The 22,061-nt window shown below is 64.8% G+C and carries 19 protein-coding genes; 5 read left to right on the top strand and 14 right to left on the bottom strand.

The features are described from left to right. Positions 1-112: 112 nt before the first annotated feature. The 11 genes from ACZ5KU_RS01105 to ACZ5KU_RS01055 form a co-directional block, all read right to left on the bottom strand. A complete protein-coding gene (locus tag ACZ5KU_RS01105) occupies positions 113-757 on the bottom strand; it encodes a methionine ABC transporter permease (RefSeq protein ID WP_054060956.1) in 645 nt (214 codons plus the stop codon). Continuing rightward, entirely contained in the window at positions 747-1,868 is a 1,122-nt protein-coding gene (locus ACZ5KU_RS01100; protein WP_464736739.1) for a methionine ABC transporter ATP-binding protein, read from the bottom strand. The genes ACZ5KU_RS01105 and ACZ5KU_RS01100 overlap by 11 nt, the downstream gene beginning before the upstream one ends. Before the next feature lies 1 nt (position 1,869). Beyond that, complete coding sequence (locus ACZ5KU_RS01095; RefSeq protein ID WP_054060193.1) at positions 1,870-2,679, bottom strand: MetQ/NlpA family ABC transporter substrate-binding protein; 810 nt, start codon at positions 2,677-2,679, stop codon at positions 1,870-1,872. A gap of 114 nt (positions 2,680-2,793) precedes the next feature. Continuing rightward, positions 2,794-4,245: an LLM class flavin-dependent oxidoreductase gene (locus ACZ5KU_RS01090; RefSeq protein WP_464736738.1), complete on the bottom strand. Its 1,452-nt coding sequence runs from the start codon at positions 4,243-4,245 to the stop codon at positions 2,794-2,796. Next, complete coding sequence (locus ACZ5KU_RS01085; RefSeq protein ID WP_054060195.1) at positions 4,245-5,441, bottom strand: SfnB family sulfur acquisition oxidoreductase; 1,197 nt, start codon at positions 5,439-5,441, stop codon at positions 4,245-4,247. The genes ACZ5KU_RS01090 and ACZ5KU_RS01085 overlap by 1 nt, the downstream gene beginning before the upstream one ends. Positions 5,442-5,461: 20 nt before the next feature. Beyond that, a complete protein-coding gene (locus ACZ5KU_RS01080) occupies positions 5,462-6,703 on the bottom strand; it encodes an SfnB family sulfur acquisition oxidoreductase (protein ID WP_273826359.1) in 1,242 nt (413 codons plus the stop codon). A gap of 209 nt (positions 6,704-6,912) precedes the next feature. Beyond that, positions 6,913-7,668, bottom strand: coding sequence for a hypothetical protein (locus ACZ5KU_RS01075; protein ID WP_054062000.1), 756 nt, complete (start codon positions 7,666-7,668; stop codon positions 6,913-6,915). Between the two features lie 429 nt (positions 7,669-8,097). Continuing rightward, the gene (gene tcyN / locus ACZ5KU_RS01070) at positions 8,098-8,847 is read right to left on the bottom strand and encodes an L-cystine ABC transporter ATP-binding protein TcyN (RefSeq protein ID WP_054061469.1); all 750 of its coding nucleotides are present in this window, start codon (positions 8,845-8,847) and stop codon (positions 8,098-8,100) included. Positions 8,848-8,851: 4 nt separating this feature from the next. Beyond that, positions 8,852-9,520 (bottom strand): cystine ABC transporter permease, encoded by a 669-nt coding sequence (gene tcyL, locus ACZ5KU_RS01065; RefSeq protein WP_054061468.1) that lies wholly within the window; start codon positions 9,518-9,520, stop codon positions 8,852-8,854. Then, entirely contained in the window at positions 9,517-10,314 is a 798-nt protein-coding gene (tcyJ, locus tag ACZ5KU_RS01060; RefSeq protein ID WP_054061999.1) for a cystine ABC transporter substrate-binding protein, read from the bottom strand. Before tcyJ ends, tcyL begins: the two co-directional genes overlap by 4 nt. Before the next feature lie 262 nt (positions 10,315-10,576). Further along, the gene (locus ACZ5KU_RS01055) at positions 10,577-11,572 is read right to left on the bottom strand and encodes a D-cysteine desulfhydrase (RefSeq protein WP_273826357.1); all 996 of its coding nucleotides are present in this window, start codon (positions 11,570-11,572) and stop codon (positions 10,577-10,579) included. A 190-nt stretch (positions 11,573-11,762) separates the two neighbouring features. Here ACZ5KU_RS01055 and epsC point away from each other — a divergent pair, with 190 nt between their 5' ends. The 3 genes from epsC to betT all read left to right on the top strand — a co-directional run bounded on the left by epsC (position 11,763) and on the right by betT (position 16,100). Continuing rightward, positions 11,763-12,692 (top strand): serine O-acetyltransferase EpsC, encoded by a 930-nt coding sequence (epsC, locus tag ACZ5KU_RS01050; RefSeq protein ID WP_054062201.1) that lies wholly within the window; start codon positions 11,763-11,765, stop codon positions 12,690-12,692. Positions 12,693-12,924: 232 nt separating this feature from the next. Continuing rightward, entirely contained in the window at positions 12,925-13,551 is a 627-nt protein-coding gene (gene ycaC, locus ACZ5KU_RS01045; RefSeq protein ID WP_186689363.1) for an isochorismate family cysteine hydrolase YcaC, read from the top strand. 587 nt (positions 13,552-14,138) lie between these two features. After that, complete coding sequence (gene betT, locus ACZ5KU_RS01040; RefSeq protein ID WP_193394191.1) at positions 14,139-16,100, top strand: choline transporter BetT; 1,962 nt, start codon at positions 14,139-14,141, stop codon at positions 16,098-16,100. A gap of 133 nt (positions 16,101-16,233) precedes the next feature. Here the strand turns inward: betT and ACZ5KU_RS01035 are convergent, their stop codons facing one another. Both ACZ5KU_RS01035 and ACZ5KU_RS01030 read right to left on the bottom strand, forming a co-directional pair. Further along, positions 16,234-16,683: a DoxX family protein gene (locus ACZ5KU_RS01035; RefSeq protein ID WP_054060577.1), complete on the bottom strand. Its 450-nt coding sequence runs from the start codon at positions 16,681-16,683 to the stop codon at positions 16,234-16,236. A 98-nt stretch (positions 16,684-16,781) separates the two neighbouring features. Next, complete coding sequence (locus ACZ5KU_RS01030) at positions 16,782-17,522, bottom strand: SDR family oxidoreductase (protein ID WP_464736737.1); 741 nt, start codon at positions 17,520-17,522, stop codon at positions 16,782-16,784. Between the two features lie 124 nt (positions 17,523-17,646). On the opposite strand from ACZ5KU_RS01030, the gene ACZ5KU_RS01025 reads away from it, so the two are divergent. Next, positions 17,647-18,537, top strand: coding sequence for a LysR family transcriptional regulator (locus tag ACZ5KU_RS01025; protein WP_054060579.1), 891 nt, complete (start codon positions 17,647-17,649; stop codon positions 18,535-18,537). Positions 18,538-18,546: 9 nt separating this feature from the next. Here ACZ5KU_RS01025 and ACZ5KU_RS01020 read toward each other — a convergent pair whose 3' ends face one another. Next, positions 18,547-19,590 carry a LacI family DNA-binding transcriptional regulator gene (locus tag ACZ5KU_RS01020; RefSeq protein WP_054060580.1) on the bottom strand — a complete coding sequence of 348 codons (1,044 nt, stop codon included), beginning with the start codon at positions 19,588-19,590 and terminating at the stop codon, positions 18,547-18,549. Between the two features lie 210 nt (positions 19,591-19,800). On the opposite strand from ACZ5KU_RS01020, the gene ACZ5KU_RS01015 reads away from it, so the two are divergent. Further along, entirely contained in the window at positions 19,801-22,050 is a 2,250-nt protein-coding gene (locus ACZ5KU_RS01015; protein ID WP_464736736.1) for a TonB-dependent receptor, read from the top strand. Positions 22,051-22,061 lie beyond the last annotated feature (11 nt).

Genomic DNA, 22,061 nt, shown 5'->3' with positions numbered 1-22,061 from the left:
GGTGGATGAGCTGAATATATCACCCTGCAGATTGCTGCTGCGCCCGGGAGGGCCCTTCCGCGGGCGGCGATCCGACTTGCCCGCGAAAGCGATGCTCCAGACGCCAGATATCTCAGCGCTTGTTGAGCACCCGCGCCAATCGGTCACCACCGAACTGGATCGCCGCCACCAGGATCACCAGCAACACGATCACCGTCAGCATCACCTGGCTGTCGAAGCGCTGGTAGCCATAGCGATAGGCGATGTCCCCCAGGCCTCCGGCACCAATGGCCCCGGCCATCGCCGAGGAGTTGATCATGGTCACCAGGGTGATGGTGAAACCGCCGACGATCCCCGGCAACGCCTCGGGCAGCAGCACGTGCCAGACGATATGCCAGCGCCGGCAGCCCATGGCCTGGGCCGCCTCGATCAGGCCATGGTCGACCTCGCGCAGGCTGACCTCGGCGATCCGCGCAAAGAACGGCGTGGCGGCGATGGTCAGCGGCACCACGGCCGCCCACACCCCATAGGTGGTCCCCACGACCAGCCGGGTGAACGGGATCAACGCCACCATCAGGATCAGGAACGGAATCGAGCGGAACAGGTTGACGAACGCCCCCAGCACCCGGTTCACCGTGGGCGCCTCGTAGATCCCGCCCTTGTGGCTGGTGACCAGGATCACCGCCAGCGGAATGCCCAGCAACAGCGCGATCAGCGACGACACGCCGACCATCAGAAAGGTGTCGATCACCCCCTGCCACAACCGATCAAGCCACATAACCCAGCACCTCCACCTGTTGCGCCCAACGGGCCGCGCGCTGGCGCAACGCCTCGGCGTCCAGCGACGAGCCACTCACCGACAGCAGCAACTGCCCCAGGGCATGCCCCTGGATCCGTTCGACACCGCCCTGCAACAGCCGTACCCGCCCGCCCAGAGCGCTGAACAGCGCGGCCAGGTCCGGTTCGTCGCTGGCACTGCCGGTGAACTGCAGGCGCAGCACCACGGCCGCCCCGGCCGACTCCGGCTGCGCCCGCAGGCGGCCCTGCAGTTCCTCCGGCAACGCGTGCTGCAAGGGCGCCAGCAAGGTCCGGCTGACCTCATGCTGCGGGTCGCCGAACACTTGCCACACCGGCCCCTGCTCGACCACCCGCCCGCGCTCCAGGACCACCACGCGATCGCAGATCTCACGAATCACCGCCATCTCGTGGGTGATCAGCACCACGGTCAGGCCCAGGCGCCGGTTGATCTCGCGCAGCAGGCCGAGGATCGACTGGGTGGTCTCCGGGTCGAGCGCCGAGGTCGCTTCATCACACAACAGAATCGCCGGGTCATGCACCAGCGCCCGGGCAATGCCCACCCGCTGTTTCTGCCCGCCGGACAGCTGCGCCGGATAGGCCTTGTGCTTGTCCCGCAGGCCCACCAGTTCCAGCAGCTCGCGCACCTTCTGCTCCCGCGCCAGCCGGGGTACCCCGGCCACCTTCAGCGGCAGCTCGACGTTCTGCCAGACGGTCTTGGCCGACATCAGGTTGAAGTGCTGGAAGATCATGCCGACCCGCCGCCGCAGTTCCACCAGGCGGTCTTCGTCGAACCCGCCGATGTCCACCTGGTCGATCAGCACCCGCCCCGCCGTGGGTTGCTCCAGGCGGTTGATGGTGCGGATCAGCGACGACTTGCCGGCACCACTGCGGCCGATGATGCCGAACACCTCGCCGCGCTGGATCGCCAGGTCGATGCCCTGCAGGGCGTGCACCGGGCCCTGATGGCCGGCGTAGGTCTTGCCCACGCCGATGAAGCGCACGTGGGCCCGGTTGAGTTCGGGATGCAGTTCGGTCTGTTCGGCTTCGCGTGGCGCTTCGGCCAGTGGGCGCTGGAGGCTGGCGACACTCATGTCAGCCTTCCCAGCCGGCCTGGTACAGCTTGCCGTGGGCCTTGTCCAGGGCAGCGCGTACGGCCGGCGAATGCTGGTAGATATCGACGAACTTGATCAGCCGCGGGTCGTTCTTTTCCTTCGGCTGGATGACGAACTGGATCACGTACTCCTTGTGGTCGAGGCCGTCGAACAGCAACGCGGAGCCGGCATCGAAGCTTTTCGCCAGACGGATGTAGGCCGGGTAGCCCTGCACCAGGTCAGCGTCATCGTAGGCGCGCACCAGTTGCACGGCCTCGACCTGAAGGATCTTGAGCTTTTTCGGGTTGCTGACGATGTCGTCCTCGGTGGCCTTGTAGCCGACGCCGGGCTTGAGGGTGATCAGCCCGGCCTTGGCCAGCAGTTGCAGGCCGCGACCGCTGTTGATCGGGTCGTTGGCGATGGCCACGGTCGCGCCTTCGGGCAGTTCGTCGAAGCGCTTGTACTGCTTCGAGTAGAGGCCGACGTTGTTGATGATCCCCGGAGCGAAGGGCACCAGGTCGAAACCGGCGGCGGCCTTGGCGTTTTCCAGGAACGGGATGTGCTGGAAGTAGTTCACGTCGATATCGCCGGCGGCCAGGCTGACGTTGGGCGCGATCCAGTCGGTGAACTCCACCAGTTCGACTTTCAGGCCCTGCTTGCCGGCCTCTTCCACGGCGGCCTCCAGCGGGATGGCGAAGGCGGCGGTGGTGCCGACCTTGAGTGGGGCGTCGGCGGCGTGGACAGCGGCGCTGAACAGGCCAAGGGCGAGGGCCAGTGCCTTGACTGGCTGAACGAAGCGTAGGGTTTTCATGATCGATTTCCAGTCGATAATCGTCTGTAGGATTCGCACCAACCTTGTAGGAGCGTGGCTTGCCCGCGAAGCTTTTAGCGCCCTTGAGGACGCCTTCGCGGGCAAACCCGGCTCCTACAGGGCCAGCGTTTGTTTTTCGATGGCGCCAGTCGACAGCGGGGACTGCGGTGTTTTTTCGATGGCGCCAGGCGATAGCGAGGCCCGGCGATAAGCTGATCCGGCATGCGCCGGCGGCAGATGTGCCTCCTCCCCGAACAGTTTCTCGCGCAAGGTCCCCTGCTCATACGCGGTCTTGTACGAGCCGCGTCGCTGCAACTCGGGAATCACCAGGTCGATGAAGTCCTCGTAGCTTTCCGGGGTGACGATGCGGGTCAGGTTGAAACCGTCCAGGCCGGTCTCGGCAATCCACGATTCCAGTTCGTCGGCCACCTGGGTCGGCGAACCGACCACCGTCACGTAGCGCCCGCCCAGGGCGTGCTGTGCCAGCAACTTGCGCCGGGTCCAGTCGTTGTTCTGCAGGTTGCGGGTCGCCGACTGGATCGCGTTGCTCTTCACGTAGCGGATCGGCTCGTCCAGTTCGTACTCGGCAAAGTCGATGCCGGTGGACGCCGAGAAATGCGCCACTCCGGCTTCCGCACTGGCGTAGCCAAGGTACTCGGCATGCTTGGCCCAGGCCGCCTCCTCGGTTTCAGCGACGATCACATTGATCCCCATGAACACCTTGATCGCCTGCCCGTCACGCCCCGCCGCTTCGGCACTGGCACGGACCTTGTCCACCTGGGCCCTGGTCGCGGCCTTGTTCTGCCCGCTGATGAACACGCATTCGGCATGTCGCCCGGCGAACAGCAGGCCGCGCTCGGAGCTGCCCGCCTGGAACAGCACCGGCGTGCGCTGCGGCGACGGCTCGCAGAGGTGATAGCCCTCGACCTGGTAGAACTCGCCCTTGTGCCGTACCTTGTGGACCTTGTCCGGCTCGGCATACACCCGCCGCACCGGGTCGTTGATCACCGCGTCGTTCTCCCAACTGCCTTCGAGCAGCTTGTAGAGCACCTCCAGGTATTCGTCGGCCTGGTCGTAGCGACGGTCGTGCTCGGCCTGGGCATCCAGGCCCATGGCCTTGGCGGCGCTGTCGAGGTAGCCGGTGACGATGTTCCAGCCGACCCGGCCGCGGCTCAGGTGGTCGAGGGTCGACAGTCGGCGGGCGAACAGGTACGGCGCCTCGTAGGTCAGGTTGGCCGTCAGGCCGAAGCCGAGGTTTTTCGTCACTGCGGCCATGGCCGATACCAGCAGCAGCGGGTCGTTGACCGGCAGTTGGATCGACTCGCGCAGCGGCACGTCCACCGACTGCTGGTAGACGTCGTAGACCCCGACGATATCGGCGATGAACAGTCCGTCGAACAGCCCGCGCTCGAGCAACTGCGCCAGCTCGGTCCAGTATTCGAGCGTCTTGTAGCGGGTCGACTGGTCCCGTGGATGCGTCCACAGGCCGTGGTTGATATGCCCGATGCAGTTCATGTTGAAGGCATTGAGCAGGATCTTCTTTTTCGTTTCCAAAGGCCGACTCATCAGATGGTCCCCCGCAGCGGCGGGTTTTCCTCGTTGAGGTAGTAGTTGCCCACCGCGTGGTACTTCCAGCGCACCGGGTCGTGCAGGGTGTGCACCCGGGCATTGCGCCAGTGGCGGTCGAGGCCGTGCTCGGCCAGGGTCGCCTGGCTGCCCGCCAGTTCGAACAGGGTGCTGCCGGCGGCCAGGGAGATTTCGGTACTGATCGCCCGGACCTCGGCAACGGCGATCGAGGCCGCCGCCACGCTGTCGGCATTCGGTTCGGCCTGGGCGCGGTCGAGCCATTCGCCGGCACGCTCCAGCAAGGCTTCGGTGGCACTCAGGCGGATGCTCAGGTGGCCGATGCTCTTGAGGGTCAGCGGGTCGTCGACAGCTTTTTCGATACCCGAATCGATCCAGGGCCGGGTGCGGGTACGGACGAAATGCAGGGTGTCCTCGTAGGCCGCCCGGGCAATCCCGGTGTCGATGGCCGCATGGAGGATCTGCGCCAGCGGCCCGACCGGCGTCGGCCGCTCGAACGCGCTCTGGAACGGGATCACGTCCTCGGCGGCGACGAACACGTCCTCGAACACCACCGAGCCGCTGCCGGTGGTGCGCTGGCCGAAACCGGTCCAGTCGTCGATCACCGTCAGCCCGGCGCTGTCCCGCGGGACGAAGGCCAATTGCTGCACGCCCTGCTCGTCGACCACCGAGGTGGGAATGCGCTGGGCATAGAGCGAACCGGTGGAATAGAACTTGCGGCCGTTGATGCGATAACCCTCGCCCTCGCGGCGCAGGTGGGTCACCCGGTCGTGGGCGGTCTTGGTCCCCAGCTCGGCCAGCGCATTGCCGAAGCGGCGACCGGCCAGGACTTCGGCATACAGCCGGCGCTTCTGCGCCTCGCTGCCGTTCACCCGAAGCACTTCCAGGGCATAGAAATGGTTCTGCGGAATCTGCCCGAGGGAGGCGTCGGCCTCGGCGATCAGTTGCGTGACCTTGGCCAGGGTGACGTTCGATACCCCGGCGCCCCCGTATTCCTTAGGCACACTGATGCCCCACAGGCCGGAGCGGGAAAACACCTCCAGCTCGGGCAGCGGCAGGCGCCGTTCACGGTCGCGCAGTTGGCTGTCGCGCTTGAAATCCTCGGCCAGGTCGCTGGCGACGATCAAAGCTTGCTCGTCGCTGGAAATGACCGCGACGCGTGGGGAAAACTGTGACATGGGTGTCTCCAGAGGTCTGGTCAGATCCAGGAATGGCGGGCCGGCAAGGTGCCGTTGAGGCGGTAGGCACCGACCGCGTGATACTTCCAGCGCACCGGGTCGTGCAGGGTGTGCACCCGGGCGTTGCGCCAGTGCCGGTCGAGGTTGAACTCGGCCAGGGTGGCGCGGCTGCCGGCCAGTTCGAACAGCTTTTCGCTGGCCAGCAGGGAGATCTCGGTGGTCAGCACCTTGGCCTCGGCCACGGCAATCGAGGCCCGCGCCGCGGCGTCGGCGTCCACCGGCCCGGCACTGATCCGGTCCAGCACCTGCCCGGCCTTGCGCAACAGCGCCTCGGCGGCATGCAATTCGATTTTCAGCTTGCCGATATCGGCAATGACATACAGGTCGTCGCTGGCCCGCTCGACCTTGGCATCGACCCACGGCCGCGACCGCTCGCGGACGAAGGCGATGCTGTCGTCGATGGCCGCGCGGGCGATCCCGGCGTCGATGGCCGCCTGGATCAGTTGCGAGACGGCGCCCTGGATGTTGGGGGTGGCGCCCTGGCGCCAGTTCTCGACGACGTTCTCCGCTTCGACCCGCACGTTGTTCAGCAACACGGTGCCGCTGGCGGTGGTGCGCTGGCCGAACCCGGACCAGTCATCGACCACCCGCAGGCCCGGGGTGCCACGGCGGACGAAGGCCATGACCTGGCGGCCTTCATCGTCGAGGGCCTTGACCGCCACCCAGTGGGCGAACAGGGCGCCGGTGGAATAGAACTTCTGCCCGCTGATGACGAAGCCGTCACCGTCGGCACTGATGCGGGTCCTGATCTCCAGGGTGTTGCGGGTGCCGCGCTCGGGGCCGGCATTACCGATCCGCCAGCCGTCGAGCACGCTCTGGAACAGTTGCTTCTTCTGCCGCTCGGTGGCCGTGCCGAGCAGCGCCTGGAGAATGCCGAACTGGTTCTGCGGGATCTGTCCCAGGGCCGGATCGGCGGCGGAAATGATCGCGAACACCTCGGCCACGGTGACGAAGGACACCTGCGGGCCACCGTATTCGCGGGGGATGGTGATACTGCCCAGGCCGCTGCGGGTGAACTGCTCGATTTCGGCCCAGGGCAGCTTGCGCTGCTGGTCGCGCCGGGCGGCGTGCAGCCGGGCGACCTCGGCCAGCTCATGGGCGGCCTGCAGAGCTTCGGCGTCGTTGCGCAGTACCCGCGCCGGCAGCAGCAGCGGCGCGATGTCCTGATCGCTGTGGACCTGTGCGTCGTTCAAGTTAGACATCAGCGCCACTCCGTGGCGTGCGCAATGCCCCGGCGATCCGCACAAGGGTGATTGTGTTCCTGACCATACCTACCTCATCTCTCTCAAGAGGCACCGCGAAAGCGATACCGACGAAATCAAACGGGTCCGGTGGTCCGGTTCATATACCCTAAACGCGTATAAAAATTAAATGAACTAACCTTTAGGAATATGCATAGAAGGTCCGTCGCTCACTCCCGGCGGCGTTGGGCGGCGCGGGAAAAGCCGGGGGCAACGGGCCGGACGAAATGCCGCGCGGCACCCACGCGCAGGCGCCGTGGCGGCGCCCAGCGGGAATTGTTGCCGACCCGGTCGATCACGCAGTAGGTGATGTCCAGCCCGCGGTCCTCGCCGGCTTCGAGGATCACCGCGGCCGGCACGAACACCGTGACCGGCTTGCCGATATCCGCGGGCGTCAGCTTGGGCAGGTCGAAGCGTACATCGCCCCAGAGCAGGGTGATTTCATCCTCGGCGGCCATGTTCGGATAAGGCTCCAGGGTCAGCGGCACGCCGCGCTTCATCTGGTTCGGGTTGACCCCGTAGCGGCGGATCGGCGAAGGAATGATCGGCGGCGCCAGGCCCTGGTTCTCCTCGCCGATCGGCAGGCCACCGGGGCAACTCAGCTTGACCGGCAACTTGAGTGGCGGGGAAGTCTGCGCCATACGGCCAATGCGCATGAGCCGGTAGTGAATCCGCGCCACACCGTCGAGGACGAAACTCTGCGGCACCCGCAGGCTGACCGGCTGGCCCTGCTCGCCCGCCTGGATCTGCCGGGACGTCACATAACAACCGTCCCAGAACAGCTCGAGCAGGTCGCCCTCGTCCATGCCCGGATAGGCCGGGATGCACACCGACAATTGCTCGGCGGCCAGGCGGCCGATGCCCCGCCGGTGCGCCTGGGGCACCACGGGCAGCGCGAGTCGGGAGTGCTCGAGAGAATCGTTCATGAAATCGTCCTTTTTATAAGTTGTCGATAAGTTCAACTTTAAAGAAGCGGCCGGGTCCGTTCGCAAAGCCGGGCCAGTGCTTCTTTCGCCGCATCCTTACAGCCGAAATGTTATGGCGCGGGCATCACGCAGACACCCCCGAACAGGCGGGCAATGCAGATAACGCCACACCAGCAGGAAGTCAGCTAAGAGTTTTGCCGGGCAAGTGTCAAGACCTTGATCGACAATGATTCCGATCGCCCTGTTATTCGGACGAGTCCTACTTTGCGCCTCTATTCAGGGGCTCTCGGCAGTTTTATTTGGAGGAAAGGGGGATCATTTGAAACAGTCGCCAGGTAATAAAAGAAGATGACCCGTAACTATCGAGAGAGTTACTCATTGAATAGCGTACTCATTCCCTGAGTACGTTATTTAAACTAAAGAACCGTCCTACGCATCACCCAGAAACTTACTGAGGAACTGCCGGGTACGTTCTTCTTTCGGATTGGCAAACAGCGCCTTGGCTTCACCCTGTTCGACAATCACGCCCTTGTCGAAAAAGATCACCCGGTTGGCCACGTCGCGCGCGAAACTCATCTCGTGAGTGACGATGACCATGGTGCGTTTTTCTTCCGCCAACCCGCGAATGGTCGCCAGCACTTCACCCACCAGTTCCGGGTCGAGGGCCGAAGTCGGTTCGTCGAAGAGGATCACCTCGGGCTCCATCGCCAGCGCCCGGGCAATCGCCACGCGCTGTTGCTGACCGCCGGACAGCCGCCGTGGATAGGACTCTTCCTTGCCCGCCAGGCCCACCTTGGCCAGCAGCTTGCGGCCCAGGGCCACGGCCTGGTCGCGCGGGGTCTTCTTGACCACGATCGGGCCTTCGATGACGTTCTCCAGCGCCGTGCGATGGGGGAACAGGTTGAAGTTCTGGAACACGAACCCCACCTGCTGGCGCAGCTTGCGGATCAGGTTCTGCTGCTGGCTCAACGGGCGGCTGCCGTCGATCTCGATCTCGCCCACCTGGATCCGGCCACTGGAAGGTTCCTCGAGGAAATTCAGGCAACGCAGGAAGGTGGTCTTGCCGGAACCGCTGGGGCCGATGATCGCCACCACCTCGCCGGCCTCGACCGTCAGGTCGATGCCCTTGAGCACGCTCTGGCCATTGAATTGCTTGGTCAGTTTTTCAACCACGATCATGCTGTCAGGACTCCTGGTCATGCCGATTGACCCGTGCCTCCAGCTTGCCCTGCAGGTGCGCGAGCACGCTGGAAAGCAGCCAGTAGATCAGGGCGGCGGCAAGATACATGGTGAAGATTTCGAAGGTCCTGGCACTGATCAGCTGTGCCTGGCGGAACAGCTCGGGTACCTGGATGGTCGCCACCAGCGAGGTGTCCTTGACCAGCGAGATGAAGCTGTTGCCCAGCGGCGGCAGGGCCGTGCGCGCGGCCTGCGGCAGGATCGCCCGGCGCAGGGTCTGGGCGCGGGTCATGCCGATACTGGCGGCCGCCTCCCATTGCCCACGGTCGATCGCGCCGATCGCCGAACGCAGGATCTCGCAGGTGTAGGCCGCCAGGTTCAGCGACAGGCCCAGCAGGCCGGCCGGAATCGGGTCCAGTTCGACCCCCAGTTGCGGCATGCCGAAATAGATCCAGAACAACTGCACCAGCAAGGGCGTGCCGCGAAAGAACGACACGTAGATACGTGCCGTCCAGTTCACCACCCCGATGCGCGACATGCGCATCAGGACCAGCACGAACCCCAACAGGAACCCGAAGAACAGGCCGCCGACACTCAGGACAACGGTGTAGTACAGCCCCTTGAGCAGGTAAGGGGCCGAGTCCAGGACAAGTTGTGGGTTCAGCCCGATCATTTGGTCACGTCAGCATCGAAGTACTTCTGCGACAGCTTCTTCAGGGTACCGTCGGCGCGCAGTTCATCGATCGCCTTGTTCACCGCGGCCAGCAGCTCGGGCTCACCTTTGCGCAGCGCGACGCCGGCTTCCTGGCGGGAGAACGGTTCGCCGGAAACGGCCAGGGTGTCGTTGGTTTTCTTGATCAGCTCGAAGGCGGCCAGGCGGTCCACCAGGATCGCGTCGATGCGGCCGATGCGCAGGTCCTGGTACTTGGTCGGATCGTCGTCGTAGGTCTTGATGATGGCCTTCGGTACGTTGTCCTTGAGCCACTGCTCGTAGTTGGTGCCCAGGCCGACGCCGACCTTGTGGTCAGCCAGATCGGCGGCGGTCTTGAACTTGCTGGCGTCCTTCTTCTGCACCAGGGCCTGGATCCCGGAGACGGTGTACGGCTCGGAGAAGTCGTACTTCTTCTTGCGCTCCTCGGAGATGGTCACCTGGTTGATCACCGCGTCCAGGCGCTTGGACTCCAGGGCAGCGAGAATGCCGTCCCACTTGGTCGGCTGCAGGTCGACCTTCACGCCCAGCTTCTTCGCCAGGGCTTCGGAGAACTCGACCTCGAAACCGGCCAGCTTGCCGTTTTCGTCCTGGAAGCTGAAAGGCGGGTAGGTGCCTTCCAGGCCGACCTTGATCACCCCGGCTTTCTTGATGTTGTCCAGTTGCTCACCGGCAAAGGCTTGGCCCAGCAGGCCTGCGCCCAGCACCAAGCCCAGGCTGCCGACCAGCAGACGCTTGCGAAACGCGGAAATATTCATGAAGAGCCCCGTGTGTTTTTTTATGGGAAAAGGAAGGCAAACCTGACACTTTTATTACCAGCGGCCATCCTGCCTCAAAGCAGTATTGGCGTCTCGTGGCAAATTCGCCTGAGGCGAAACTATAAACGGCTCCTTTTATAATTTTAAATAATATAAAAGAATCCAATTATAACTAATTTGATGTTAAGCAGGGCGTACTGCGGTACCTGGTTCGCGGATTCATCCGCGAACCAGGCAACACCGACTCCCTGTCCGGAACAGGTCAGGCAAACGACGCGTCGTAGGCAAACAACGCCGGCGCCCCGCCGGTGTGCAGGAAAATGATCGGCCCCTCGTCGAAACGCTGCAGACCGATGCCATCGAGCAACCCGGCCATCGCCTTGCCGGTGTACACCGGGTCGAGCAGGATGCCTTCCTGGCTCGCCATCAGCCTCACCGCCGCCAGGGTCCCGGCATTCGGCTCGCCATAGCGCGGGGCGAAATACTCGTCCCACAGTTGCACCTTGAAACTGGCCGGCAACGGCACCTCCAGCAGTTCGGCGGTGCGTTCGGCCAGCCCCTGCACCTTCGGCCGCTGCGCCTCGTCGCTGCGCGAGACCGTCACGCCGATCACCGGCAGTTGCGGCAGGGTCTCGCTCAGGCCCAGGGCCAGGCCACTGTGGGTCCCGGCGCTGCCGGAAGCCAGCACCACCGCGGCGAACTCCAGCCCCGTGGCCTCGATCTGCGCCGCCAGCTCCAGGCCCGCACGCACGTAGCCCAGCGCACCCAGGGCGTTGGAGCCGCCAATCGGCACCAGGTATGGCTTCTTGCCGTTGCTGCGCAGGCGCTCGGCCAGGGCCTGCAACTGCTCGTCGGCGTTGTCCAGGTTGTCCACCAACTCGACCCGCGCGTCGAACAGGTCCAGCAGCAGGCGGTTGCCGTTGCCGAGGTAGTTGCCATCCCCGGTACCGATCGGGTTTTCCAGCAAGGCCACGCAGCCCAGCCCCAGGCGAGCCGCCAGGGCGGCGGTCTGGCGCACGTGGTTGGACTGGATCGCCCCGGCGGTGATCAGCGTGTCGGCCCCCGCCGCCAGTGCATCGGCGGCCAGGTATTCGAGTTTGCGCAGCTTGTTGCCACCCAGTGCCAGCGGGGTCAGGTCGTCGCGCTTGATGTAGATATCGCGGCCTGCCCATGCCGACAGACGTTCGAGTTTTTCCAGGGGCGTGGCCTGCTCGAGAAGCGGCAGGCGGTCGAAGCGGGCGAGCTGTTGTTTGATCATGAGTCCGAACTGACGGTAGGAAATGTTTCGACTATAGGCAGGCACTTTTCCCCAGGCAACCGTGAACGCCTTATTTCAAAACGTTCTTAGCAAAGCACTATTCGTTCTTAATTACCGTTCAGGGCCGTGCCGTAAAGTGAAAGCCATTCAGGTGGCCCGATTGTCCGGCCGCCAGGTCGGAGATTTGATCGTGAGCGAGCGTTCCAGCCATTGGCAACTACAGACCATCGTCAGCCAGTTGCGCAGCGCCAGGGATGAGTGGCGTACCCGCAACGGGCGGGTCAGCGATGAACAGGGCGGGCGCGAACTGCCGTCGCGCCAGGCCATGGCCGAGATTCTCGAGGCCCTGTGCGGGGCACTGTTCCCGATGCGCCTGGGGCCGGTGGACCTGCGCGAGGAAAGCGAGGACTTCTACGTCGGCCACACCCTGGACGCCGCCCTCAATGCGCTGCTGGCCCAGGCCCGGCTGGAACTGCGCTACGCCGCCCGGCATGACGGCCGGGACGATGCCGAGGTGCAGGCCAAGGCCCTGCGGCTGATCCAGGACTTCGCCATGGCCCTGCCGCAACTGCGCCGGCTGCTCGATACCGATGTCCTGGCGGCCTACCACGGCGACCCGGCGGCGCGCAGCGTCGACGAAGTGCTGCTGTGCTATCCGGGGATTCTCGCGGTGATCCACCACCGCCTGGCGCACCACCTGTACCGTGCCGGCCTGCCGCTGCTGGCGCGGATCAGTTCGGAGATCGCCCACTCGGCCACCGGTATCGACATCCACCCGGGCGCACAGATCGGCCCCAGCTTCTTCATCGACCACGGCACCGGCGTGGTGATCGGCGAGACGGCGATCATCGGCGAGCGGGTGCGCATCTACCAGGCGGTGACCCTGGGCGCCAAGCGCTTCCCGGCGGACGAGGACGGCCAGTTGCAGAAGGGTCATCCGCGGCACCCGATCGTCGAGGACGACGTGGTGATCTACGCCGGCGCGACCATCCTGGGACGCATCACCATCGGCAAGGGCGCCACCATCGGCGGCAACGTCTGGCTGACCCGCAGCGTGCCGGCCGGGTGCAACCTGACCCAGGCGAACCTGCAACAGCACGAGAGCGAAATCCAACGCTGAGAGGGCGATTGACACAGACCATTGTGGGAGCGGGCTTGCCCGCGAAGGCGTCCTTGAGGCCGTCAAAGCTTCGCGGGCAAGCCCGCTCCCACGAGGTTCGGTGTTGAATTGTCCATCCCTGAGTGACAGTCAAACCGATTTGAGCCGCTTTTTCCTTTTTCGGCGGCTCATTAATCTGGTCACAAGTTGAACGACACCGCTTCCAGCCACTTAAACGAAAAAGGATTCCCCCATGAGCAAGCCAACCTACAACCGCCTGAACAAAGACGACGCCGTAGTCCTGCTGGTCGACCACCAGACCGGCCTGATTTCCCTGGTACAGGACTTCTCGCCGAACGAGTTCAAGAACAACGTGTTGGCGTTGGCTGACCTCGCCAAGTTCTTCGACCTGCCGACCGTGCTGACCACCAGCTTCGAGCAAGGTCCGAACGGCCCGCTGGTTCCAGAGCTGAAGGAAATGTTCCCGGATGCGCCGTACATCGCCCGTCCCGGCCAGATCAACGCCTGGGACAACGAGGATTTCGTCAAGGCGATCAAGGCCACCGGCCGCAAGCAGCTGATCATCGCTGGCGTGGTGACCGACGTGTGCGTGGCGTTCCCGACGCTGTCGGCGCTGGCTGAAGGTTTCGATGTGTTCGTGGTGACCGATGCTTCCGGCACTTTCAACACCACCGTGCAGCAGGCTGCCTGGAACCGCATGACCCAGGCCGGCGCACAGATGATGAACTGGTTCTCGGTGGCCTGTGAGCTGCACCGCGACTGGCGCAACGATATCGAAGGCTTGGGCAACCTGCTGTCGCAGCGGATCCCGAACTATCGCAACCTGATGAACAGCTACGCGGCGCTGACGGCCCGTTAATCCACCCGGAACCACAAGGCCCGCCTCCGAGCGGGCCTTTTGCTTTCCAATCATTCTCACGCCCCACGCCGATCGTTCCCACGCTCGGCGTGGGAATGCAGCCCGTGACGCTCTGCATCACCAGAGCGGACGCGGAGCGTCCTGTGAGGCATTCCCACGGGGACCGTGGGAACGATCAGATCATTCTCACGCCCTCGCCGATCGTTCCCACGCTCAGCGTGGGAATGCAGCCCGTGACGCTCTGCGTCACCAGGGCGGACGCGAGCGTGCTGTGAGGCATCTCACGGGGACCGTGGGAACGATCAGACTCCAGCCCCCACCAAATGAAGCCGCTCAATCCACCGATCACTACCTACAACCTTTGCTGAAAGGCACTGTCAGAACAATACCGTCGAGCCCTGCGATTGGTCCCAGACACCCGATTCATGTTTAACTTGAATGCTCGTTCAAGTTAAACCGGCAGCTCGCTGCCCGCTCACAACAGGAGGCCTGCCTTTGCTGAGTCCGAAATATCCAGCCACGTGCCACCCCTTCGAGGTACCCGCCGCATGAGTACCTCCACGACCGCAACCAGCGGCCTGATCCGCATGAACCCGCCCGTTTTCTACTTCGCCGCGACCTTCATCCTGCTGTTCGGCCTGCTGGTCATCAGCCAGCCCGAAGCCGCCGGCCAGTGGCTGTTGGCCGCGCAGAACTGGGCGGCCAACACGGTCGGCTGGTACTACCTGCTGGCGATGACCCTGTACCTGGTCTTCGTGGTGGTCACCGCCTTGTCCGGCTACGGCCGGATCAAGCTCGGTGCCGACCACGACGAACCCGAGTTCAGCTACCTGTCCTGGGCCGGCATGCTGTTCGCCGCCGGGATCAGCATCACCCTGTTCTTCTTCTGCGTCTCCGAGCCGCTCACCCACATGCTCCAGCCGCCCCAGGGCGAAGCGGGCACGCCGGCCGCCGCGCGCCAGGCGATGCAGATCCTGTTCCTGCACTGGGGCCTGCACGGCTGGGGCGTGTTCGCCTTCGTCGGCATGGCCCTGGCCTACTTCGCCTACCGGCACAACCTGCCGCTGGCACTGCGGTCGGCGCTGTACCCGCTGATCGGCAAGCGCATCAACGGCCCCATCGGCTACGCGGTGGACGGCTTCGGCATCATCGCCACGGTGTTCGGCCTCGGCGCCGACATGGGCTTCGGCGTGCTGCACCTCAACTCGGGGCTGGACTACCTGTTCGGCATCTCGCATACCCAGTGGATCCAGGTCGGGCTGATCGTGCTGATGATGGGCGCGGCCATCGCCGTCGCGGTGGCCGGCGTCGACAAGGGTGTGCGGGTGATGTCCGACATCAACATGCTGCTGGCCTGTGCGCTGCTGCTGTTCGTGCTGTTCGCCGGGCCCACCCAGCACCTGCTCAACACCCTGATCCAGAACCTCGGCGACTACCTCGGGGCGCTGCCGACCAAGAGCTTCGACCTCTACGCCTACGACAAGCCCAGCGACTGGCTCGGCGGCTGGACCGTATTCTACTGGGCCTGGTGGATTGCCTGGGCGCCGTTCGTGGGCCTGTTCATCGCGCGGATTTCCCGCGGCCGGACCATCCGCGAATTCGTCTTCGGCGTGCTGCTGATCCCGCTGGGCTTCACCCTGGCGTGGATGTCGATCTTCGGCAACAGCGCCATCGAGCAAGTGCTCAACCACGGCATGAGCGCCCTCGGCCAGTCGGCCATCGACGATCCGTCGCGCACCCTGTACCTGCTGCTGGAAACCTACCCGTGGAGCCGCACGGTGATCGCGGTCACGGTGTTCATCAGCTTCGTGTTCTTCGTCACCTCGGCCGACTCCGGCACCGTGGTGCTATCGACGCTGTCCGCCCGTGGCGGCCATGCCGACGAGGACGGACCGAAATGGCTGCGGGTGTTCTGGGGCGCGATGACCGCGCTGATCACCAGCGCGCTGCTGTTCTCCGGCAGCATCGATGCGCTGAAATCGGCGGTGGTGCTGACCTCGCTGCCGTTCTCGCTGATCCTGCTGTCGATGATGTGGGGGCTGCACAAGGCGTTCTACCTGGAGTCGCAGAAACGCATCGCCCAACTGCACTCGCTGGCGCCGGTCTCGCAGGCACGTCGCGGCCGGGGCGGCTGGCGCCAGCGCCTGAGCCAGGCGGTGCACTTCCCATCGCGGGACGAGGTGTACCGTTTCCTCGATCAGACCGCACGGCCGGCGATCGAAGAGGTCACCGCGGTGTTCGTCGAGAAGGGCCTGAACGTGCTCACCCAGCCCGACCCGGCCAACGACAGCGTGAGCCTGGAGATCGGCCATGGCGACCTGCACCCGTTCGTCTACCAGGTGCAGATGCGCGGCTACTTCACGCCCTCCTTCGCCCTGGGTGGCCTGGGTTCGCGGGACCTGCGCAACCGCCGCTACTACCGCGCCGAGGTGCACCTGAGCGAGGGCAGCCAGGACTATGACCTGATGGGCTACAGCAAGGAGCAGATCATCAACGATATCCTCGACCAGTACGAACGGCACATGCAGTTCCTGCACCTGGTACGTTGACCCGCCAGGCGCCCAGGCCTTGTCCGGCAGCATGGACAGGGCCATGGCGATGGCCGGCACACCGACGATGAACGCGATCGCGGGGTGCATGACAATACCCGCGCGGGGAAGGCCGTGATCGATCGTGGTCGTCTCAACGCCGGCAGTGCAGCCTGTGATCCAGGGAATAGCGTCCTGCCCCCCGGAACACAATGTAGCCCGCCAGGAACAACATCAGCACCGGGTACTCGATGCCCCGGTCGATCCACGGCCAGGTCGGGCCCAGCAGGTAGCTGATCACCGCCATCTGCACAGCCATCATCGCCGCCAGCAGGCGGGTGCCCAGCCCCAACGCCAGCAAGGCGCCGCCCACCCCTTCGAGCAGCGCCACCAGCAACGCCAGGGTGTCCGCCGCCGGCAAATGCAGAACATTGCCGATCAGGTTGGCCGAGGCCGCCAGCGGATCAGCCATGGAGCCATGGGCCTCACCCAGCAGCTTCGGCACCCCATGGGTCACCATGATGATGCCGAAACACAGCCGCAGCAGGCTGTAGGCGATAGGTTCGAGACGGCCATTGAACAACGGGGAAAATACAGACGGCATGATCGCGCTCCAATCCTGGCAAACCTTCACTGAGGGGCCCACGCATCACCAAGCAACGGCCGGCGAACCGGTCGGTCACCCGGGAGCTGCGCGGACGATCAGACCAACCCACCATTGGCCCGCAGCACCTGCCCGTTGACCCAGCCCGCCGCCGGGCCGACCAGGAACGACACCACCTCGGCGATATCCTCCGGCTGGCCCAGGCGCTCCAGCGGCGGCATCCGCGCGAAGGTCTGGATCTGCTCCTCGCTCTTGCCCTGCAGGAACAACTCGGTCGCCACCGGCCCCGGGGCCACGGCATTCACCGTGATGCGCCGGCCACGCAGTTCCTTGGCGAACACCTGGGTCAACGACTCCACCGCCGCCTTGCTGGCGATGTACACCGCGTACCCCGGCAGGTTCAGCCCCACGGTACTGCTGGAGAAGTTGACGATGCGCCCATCGTCATTCATCCGCTTCGCCGCCTCGCGCAGGGTGTTGAAGGTGCCGCGGGTATTGATGGCGAACGTCTGTTCGAACAACTCGTCACTGTGCTCGGCCAGCGGCAGCACCTTGAGGATGCCGGCGTTGTTGACCAGCACATCGACCTTGCCCAACTGCAACTCGGCCTCATCGAACAACCGCGCGACATCGGCAGAGTTGCCCACGTCGGCCTTGACCGCTATGGCCGAGTGGCCGGCCTGGCGCAGTTCCACTACCAGCGCCGAGGCCTCGTTGGCGCTGCTCGCATAGTTGATGGCTACCGCAAAACCCTCTGCGGCCAACTGGCGGGCGATCACCGCGCCGATACCCCGCGAGGCGCCGGTGACGATGGCCACTTTTCGGGAGTGCTGAATCATGTCGAATCTCCTGGGATGTGCGTTGAAGTGAAGCCAATTTCACATGTTTATCCAGGGCGATAAATGCGCGATAGTTGACCTGACTATTCAACAATCACCAACAATCGAGTGTCGCGGAGCCGCCATGGACCAGGTCAGGGCAATGAAGGTTTTTGTACGGATCTATGAACGCAGCAGCTTCACCCTGGCCGCCGAAGACCTGAACCTGCCACGCGCCACCCTGACCCACACCCTCAACCAGTTCGAGGCCTGGCTCGGTACCCGGCTGCTGGAGCGCAACACCCGCCGCGTGCGACCGACCCTCGACGGCGAGGCCTACTACCCGCGTTGCGTGCAATTGCTGGCGCAGCTGGAAGACGCCGAACTGGCCTTCCGTACGGTGGCGCCCAAGGGCCGCCTGCGGGTCGACCTGCAGGGCACCCTGGCGCGCTATTTCGTGATTCCGGCGCTGCCGGCATTCCTCGAACGCTACCCGGAGATCGAGGTGTCGATCAGCGAAGCCAGCCACTTCATCGACCTGATCGCCGAAGGTGTCGACTGTGTGCTGCGCTCGGGCAACCTCGGCGACTCGTCACTGATCGGCAAGCGCGTGGCCAACCTGCGCCAGGTGACCTGCGCCAGCCCGGCCTATCTGCGCCGGCACGGCGAGCCGCGCAACCTGGCCGACCTCAGCCGGCACCAGGGGGTGAACTACGTGTCGCGGGCCACCGGCAAGCTGTTCCCCTTCGAGTTCATCGAAAACGGCGAGCCACGGGAAGTGCCGCTGGCCGGCCGGGTCTCGGTGTTCGGTGCGGAAATCTACGCGGCCTCGGCGGTGGCCGGGCTCGGCCTGATCCAGGTGCCGCACTATCGGGTGGCGGAACAGATCGAACAGGGCCTGCTGCGCGAAGTGCTGCCGGACCATCCGCCGCCGCCGATGCCGGTGTCGGTGCTCTACCCGCAGAACCGGCACATGTCGCCGCGGGTGCGGGTGTTCGTCGACTGGATCAGCGAACTCTTCGCCGACGCCGCCTGAGGCAGCGGCTCAGGCGCTCTCGCGCTCGATCACCTGGCAGGTGAGCAGGTTCAGGCGCTGTACTTCATCCACCGGCAACACGCCCAGGCTCTCCAGCACCCGGGTCGCCGCCAGCACGCCGATGTCCAGCGCCGGCGGCTTGATGGTGCTCAGGCTCGGCAGGAGCATTTCGGCGAACGGGTAGTCGCCAAAGCCCAGCACCGCGCAATCCTCGGGGATCTTCAGCCCGGCGCGCTGCCCGGCCAACTGGCCGCCGGCGGCCAGGTTGTCGTTGGCGAAGATGATCGCGTCGGGCCGGGTCGCCCCGCTCATCAGCGCCTGCATCGCCTGCTTGCCGGCCTCGAAGGGTGCCAGACCGGCCTGTGGCGCGAACACCCAGGGCTCCAGTCCCAGCTCGCGCACCGTCGCCGCATAACCGTCGCGGCGCTCCAGCGCACTGAAATCGCCGGGGGCGCTGTTCTGCACGAAGGCGATGCGCCGATAGCCCTTGCCATGCAGGTAGCGGGCGGCGCTGACCCCGACTTCATGGTGGGAAAAGCCGATCTGCAGCGGCCCGCGCTGCGGCTGGTAGTCCCAGGTCTCGACCACCGGGATATCCGCCTCGGCGATCATCTTTTCGGTGCCCGCACTGTGGAAGCGGCTGGTCAGCACCAGGGCCGCCGGTGACCAGCCGAGAAATGCCCGAACCGCGCTTTCCTCCTGCTCCGCCGAGAAGTAACTCGACGCCAGCAGCAACTGATAGCCATGCCGATTGAGGGTGTCGCTGAAGCCCTGGATGGTGTTGGCGAAGATCGGTCCGGAGATGTTCGGAATCACCATCGCGACGATCCGCCCGCGGGCCGAGGCCAACCCGCCGGCCACCAGGTTCGGTACATAGCCCAACTGCTCGACCACCGCCGCGATCCGCTCGCGACGCTCGGGCGAGACCTGCTCGGGGTTGTTGAAGTAGCGCGAGACGGTGATCGCCGACACCCCGGCCTCCTGGGCGACCGTGCTCAGGGTGACCCGCCCGGCCCCCCGGCGCTTGCGGTTTGGCGCTTTGTCAGCAGTCAAGGATGCGACCCTTATTGAAAACCAAAAGGAATATAAAAGTAATTTTTCAGTATTGGACGGTCTATATCGACCTTTCCGATACTGGCGATGTTAGCGCTAACAAAACGCTTTGTCTGCCTGCTACTCGCTCGAGCGAATGCCCCAAGACAAATCAGGCGCTGTCGACGCAGAGCGACGGCGGTTCAGGGTCATTTTTCGAGCGGGCAACACATGCACAACAGATTCGGGGAGCAACACACACTGGCACGGGCGATCCAGGCCGCCACGCCGCGGCGCCCACACCTGGCCTGGCTGCTGGCCGGGTTGGCGGCACTGCCGTCGCCCGCGGTATTCGCCGCCGACACCGGCAGCGACCAGGAGCCGACACTCAAGGCGGTCACCGTCACCGCCACCCGCCGCGAGGAATCGCTGCAAAAGGTCCCGGTGGCGGTCTCGGTGGTCGATGGCGAGCAGTTGGAACGCGACAGTCGCAACGGCGTCTCCAGCATCGTCCAACAGGTGCCGACGCTGAACTTCCGCACCGGCGCGTCGAACAAGGACACCTCGCTGTTCGTCCGCGGCGTGGGCACCATTTCCACCTCGCCCGGGGTCGAGCCGACCGTGGCCACGGTGATCGACGGCGTGGTCTACAGCCGCCCCGGCCAGGCCACCCTCGACCTGCTCGACCTCGACCGCATCGAAGTGCTGCGCGGCCCGCAGGGCACGCTGTTCGGCAAGAATGCTTCGGCCGGTGTGCTGAACATGGTCACCAAGGCACCGACCGCCGAAACCCACGGCTACATCGACCAGTCGTACTTCAGCGGCAACGAAAGCCGCACCCGCTTCGGCATCGGTGGCAGCCTGGTGCCCGACACCCTCAAGGGCTCGCTGACCACCCTGTTCGGCAGCTACGACGGCAACGTCGACAACAAGGCCAACGGCCAGGAAGTCAACGGCTACAACCACAAGGGCGTGCGCGGCAAGCTGGAGTTCACTCCCAACGAGGACGTGACACTCACCCTCGCCGCCGACTACATGCAGTCCCACGACGACGCGCCCAACGGCGTGGTCAGCAAGTCCCTGAGCCCGGCCTTCACCAACGCACTGAACCCGGTGCGGCCGTCCTCCGACAACCGCGACATCAACACCGATACCCGCAGCTACGTCGACGACATCAACAAGGGTCTGTCCGCCCAGCTCGACTGGAGCCTCGGTGACTACACCCTGACCTCGATCACCGCCTGGCGCGGCTGGAACAACCACCAGTACCAGGACGGCGATCGCCTCGGCAGCGTCACGGCGGCCTTCCCCGGCACCGCCGACCGCGGCGCGCTGGACTTCAACCAGTACTCCCAGGAAATTCGCCTGGCCTCGCCCAAGGGCCAGTTCCTGGAGTACGTCGGTGGCCTGTTCTACCTGCACGGCAAGGACGAAGAGACCTACCAGCGCACCCTGACCACGACCACCAGCGTCAACCGCGGCGTGGCCGACTACAGCACCACCAGCGACAGCTACGCGGTGTTCGGCGAGAGCACGCTGAACTTCACCCCGACCTTCCGCGGGATCGCCGGCCTGCGCTACACCCACGACGACCTGTCCTACGATCACCGCCGCGTCTCGACTTCCGCGACCACGGTCAGCGGCATCCAGCCGGCCACCAGCAGCCATGGCTCGGTGGACGAGGACGGCTGGTCCGGGCGCCTCGGCGTGCAGTACGACCTGAGCGACAGCGTGACCAGCTACGTGACCTACTCGCGTGGCTACAAGGGCCCGGCCTACAACGTCTTCTTCAACATGCAGCCGCGGGACACCAACGCACTGAAACCGGAAACCTCCAACACCTGGGAAGCCGGGATCAAGGCCACCAGCTGGAACAACCGCCTGACCACCAACCTGGCGGTGTTCCACAGCGACTACGACAACTACCAGGCGAACTTCTTCGACACCGTCGCCGGGCAGGTGGTGACCCGCCTGATCAACGCCGGCAGCGTCAGCACCGAAGGCGTGGAAGCCGACTACGCGCTGCAGGCCACCAGCAACCTCAAGCTCTCCGGCGCCCTGGCCTACACCAAGGCACGCATCGACGAGTTCTCCTGCCCGCCGGGTGCGGCGGCCAGTTGCAACGTCAACGGCAAGCCGCTGCCGTTCAGCCCGGACTGGAAGAGCTATGTGCGTGGCGACTACACCGTGCCGCTGAACAACGGCCTGGACCTGGAACTGGGCACCGACTTCAGTTGGCAGAGCGAAGTGCAGTACGACATCGCCCAGAACGTCGACACCAGACAGGGCGCCTACGGCATCTGGAACGCGAGCATCGCCCTGGCCGACTACAACCAGGGCTGGCGCGTGGCGCTGCTGGGGAAAAACCTCGCCGACAAGTCCTACTCGCCGTTGCTGGCCAGTGGCGGCAACTACATCTACCGGGCCGTGCCACGGGATGACGAACGCTACTTCGGTATCCAGGTACGTAAGGATTTTTGAGCCGTTGCGTG

The organism is Pseudomonas sp. Tof1, assembly GCF_055390395.1.
Note: the sequence above shows the minus strand (reverse complement) of the source record. Positions and strands in the feature narration are given on the sequence as shown.

What these genes read in the sequence shown, in the direction of transcription:
- ACZ5KU_RS01105 (WP_054060956.1), bottom strand. Translation starts at nt 757, where the DNA reads ATGTGGCTTGATCGGTTGTGGCAGGGGGTGATCGACACCTTTCTGATG.
- ACZ5KU_RS01100 (WP_464736739.1), bottom strand. Translation starts at nt 1,868, where the DNA reads ATGAGTGTCGCCAGCCTCCAGCGCCCACTGGCCGAAGCGCCACGCGAA.
- ACZ5KU_RS01095 (WP_054060193.1), bottom strand. Translation starts at nt 2,679, where the DNA reads ATGAAAACCCTACGCTTCGTTCAGCCAGTCAAGGCACTGGCCCTCGCC.
- ACZ5KU_RS01090 (WP_464736738.1), bottom strand. Translation starts at nt 4,245, where the DNA reads ATGAGTCGGCCTTTGGAAACGAAAAAGAAGATCCTGCTCAATGCCTTC.
- ACZ5KU_RS01085 (WP_054060195.1), bottom strand. Translation starts at nt 5,441, where the DNA reads ATGTCACAGTTTTCCCCACGCGTCGCGGTCATTTCCAGCGACGAGCAA.
- ACZ5KU_RS01080 (WP_273826359.1), bottom strand. Translation starts at nt 6,703, where the DNA reads ATGTCTAACTTGAACGACGCACAGGTCCACAGCGATCAGGACATCGCG.
- ACZ5KU_RS01075 (WP_054062000.1), bottom strand. Translation starts at nt 7,668, where the DNA reads ATGAACGATTCTCTCGAGCACTCCCGACTCGCGCTGCCCGTGGTGCCC.
- tcyN (WP_054061469.1), bottom strand. Translation starts at nt 8,847, where the DNA reads ATGATCGTGGTTGAAAAACTGACCAAGCAATTCAATGGCCAGAGCGTG.
- tcyL (WP_054061468.1), bottom strand. Translation starts at nt 9,520, where the DNA reads ATGATCGGGCTGAACCCACAACTTGTCCTGGACTCGGCCCCTTACCTG.
- tcyJ (WP_054061999.1), bottom strand. Translation starts at nt 10,314, where the DNA reads ATGAATATTTCCGCGTTTCGCAAGCGTCTGCTGGTCGGCAGCCTGGGC.
- ACZ5KU_RS01055 (WP_273826357.1), bottom strand. Translation starts at nt 11,572, where the DNA reads ATGATCAAACAACAGCTCGCCCGCTTCGACCGCCTGCCGCTTCTCGAG.
- ycaC (WP_186689363.1), top strand. Translation starts at nt 12,925, where the DNA reads ATGAGCAAGCCAACCTACAACCGCCTGAACAAAGACGACGCCGTAGTC.
- betT (WP_193394191.1), top strand. Translation starts at nt 14,139, where the DNA reads ATGAACCCGCCCGTTTTCTACTTCGCCGCGACCTTCATCCTGCTGTTC.
- ACZ5KU_RS01035 (WP_054060577.1), bottom strand. Translation starts at nt 16,683, where the DNA reads ATGCCGTCTGTATTTTCCCCGTTGTTCAATGGCCGTCTCGAACCTATC.
- ACZ5KU_RS01030 (WP_464736737.1), bottom strand. Translation starts at nt 17,522, where the DNA reads ATGATTCAGCACTCCCGAAAAGTGGCCATCGTCACCGGCGCCTCGCGG.
- ACZ5KU_RS01025 (WP_054060579.1), top strand. Translation starts at nt 17,647, where the DNA reads ATGGACCAGGTCAGGGCAATGAAGGTTTTTGTACGGATCTATGAACGC.
- ACZ5KU_RS01015 (WP_464736736.1), top strand. Translation starts at nt 19,801, where the DNA reads ATGCACAACAGATTCGGGGAGCAACACACACTGGCACGGGCGATCCAG.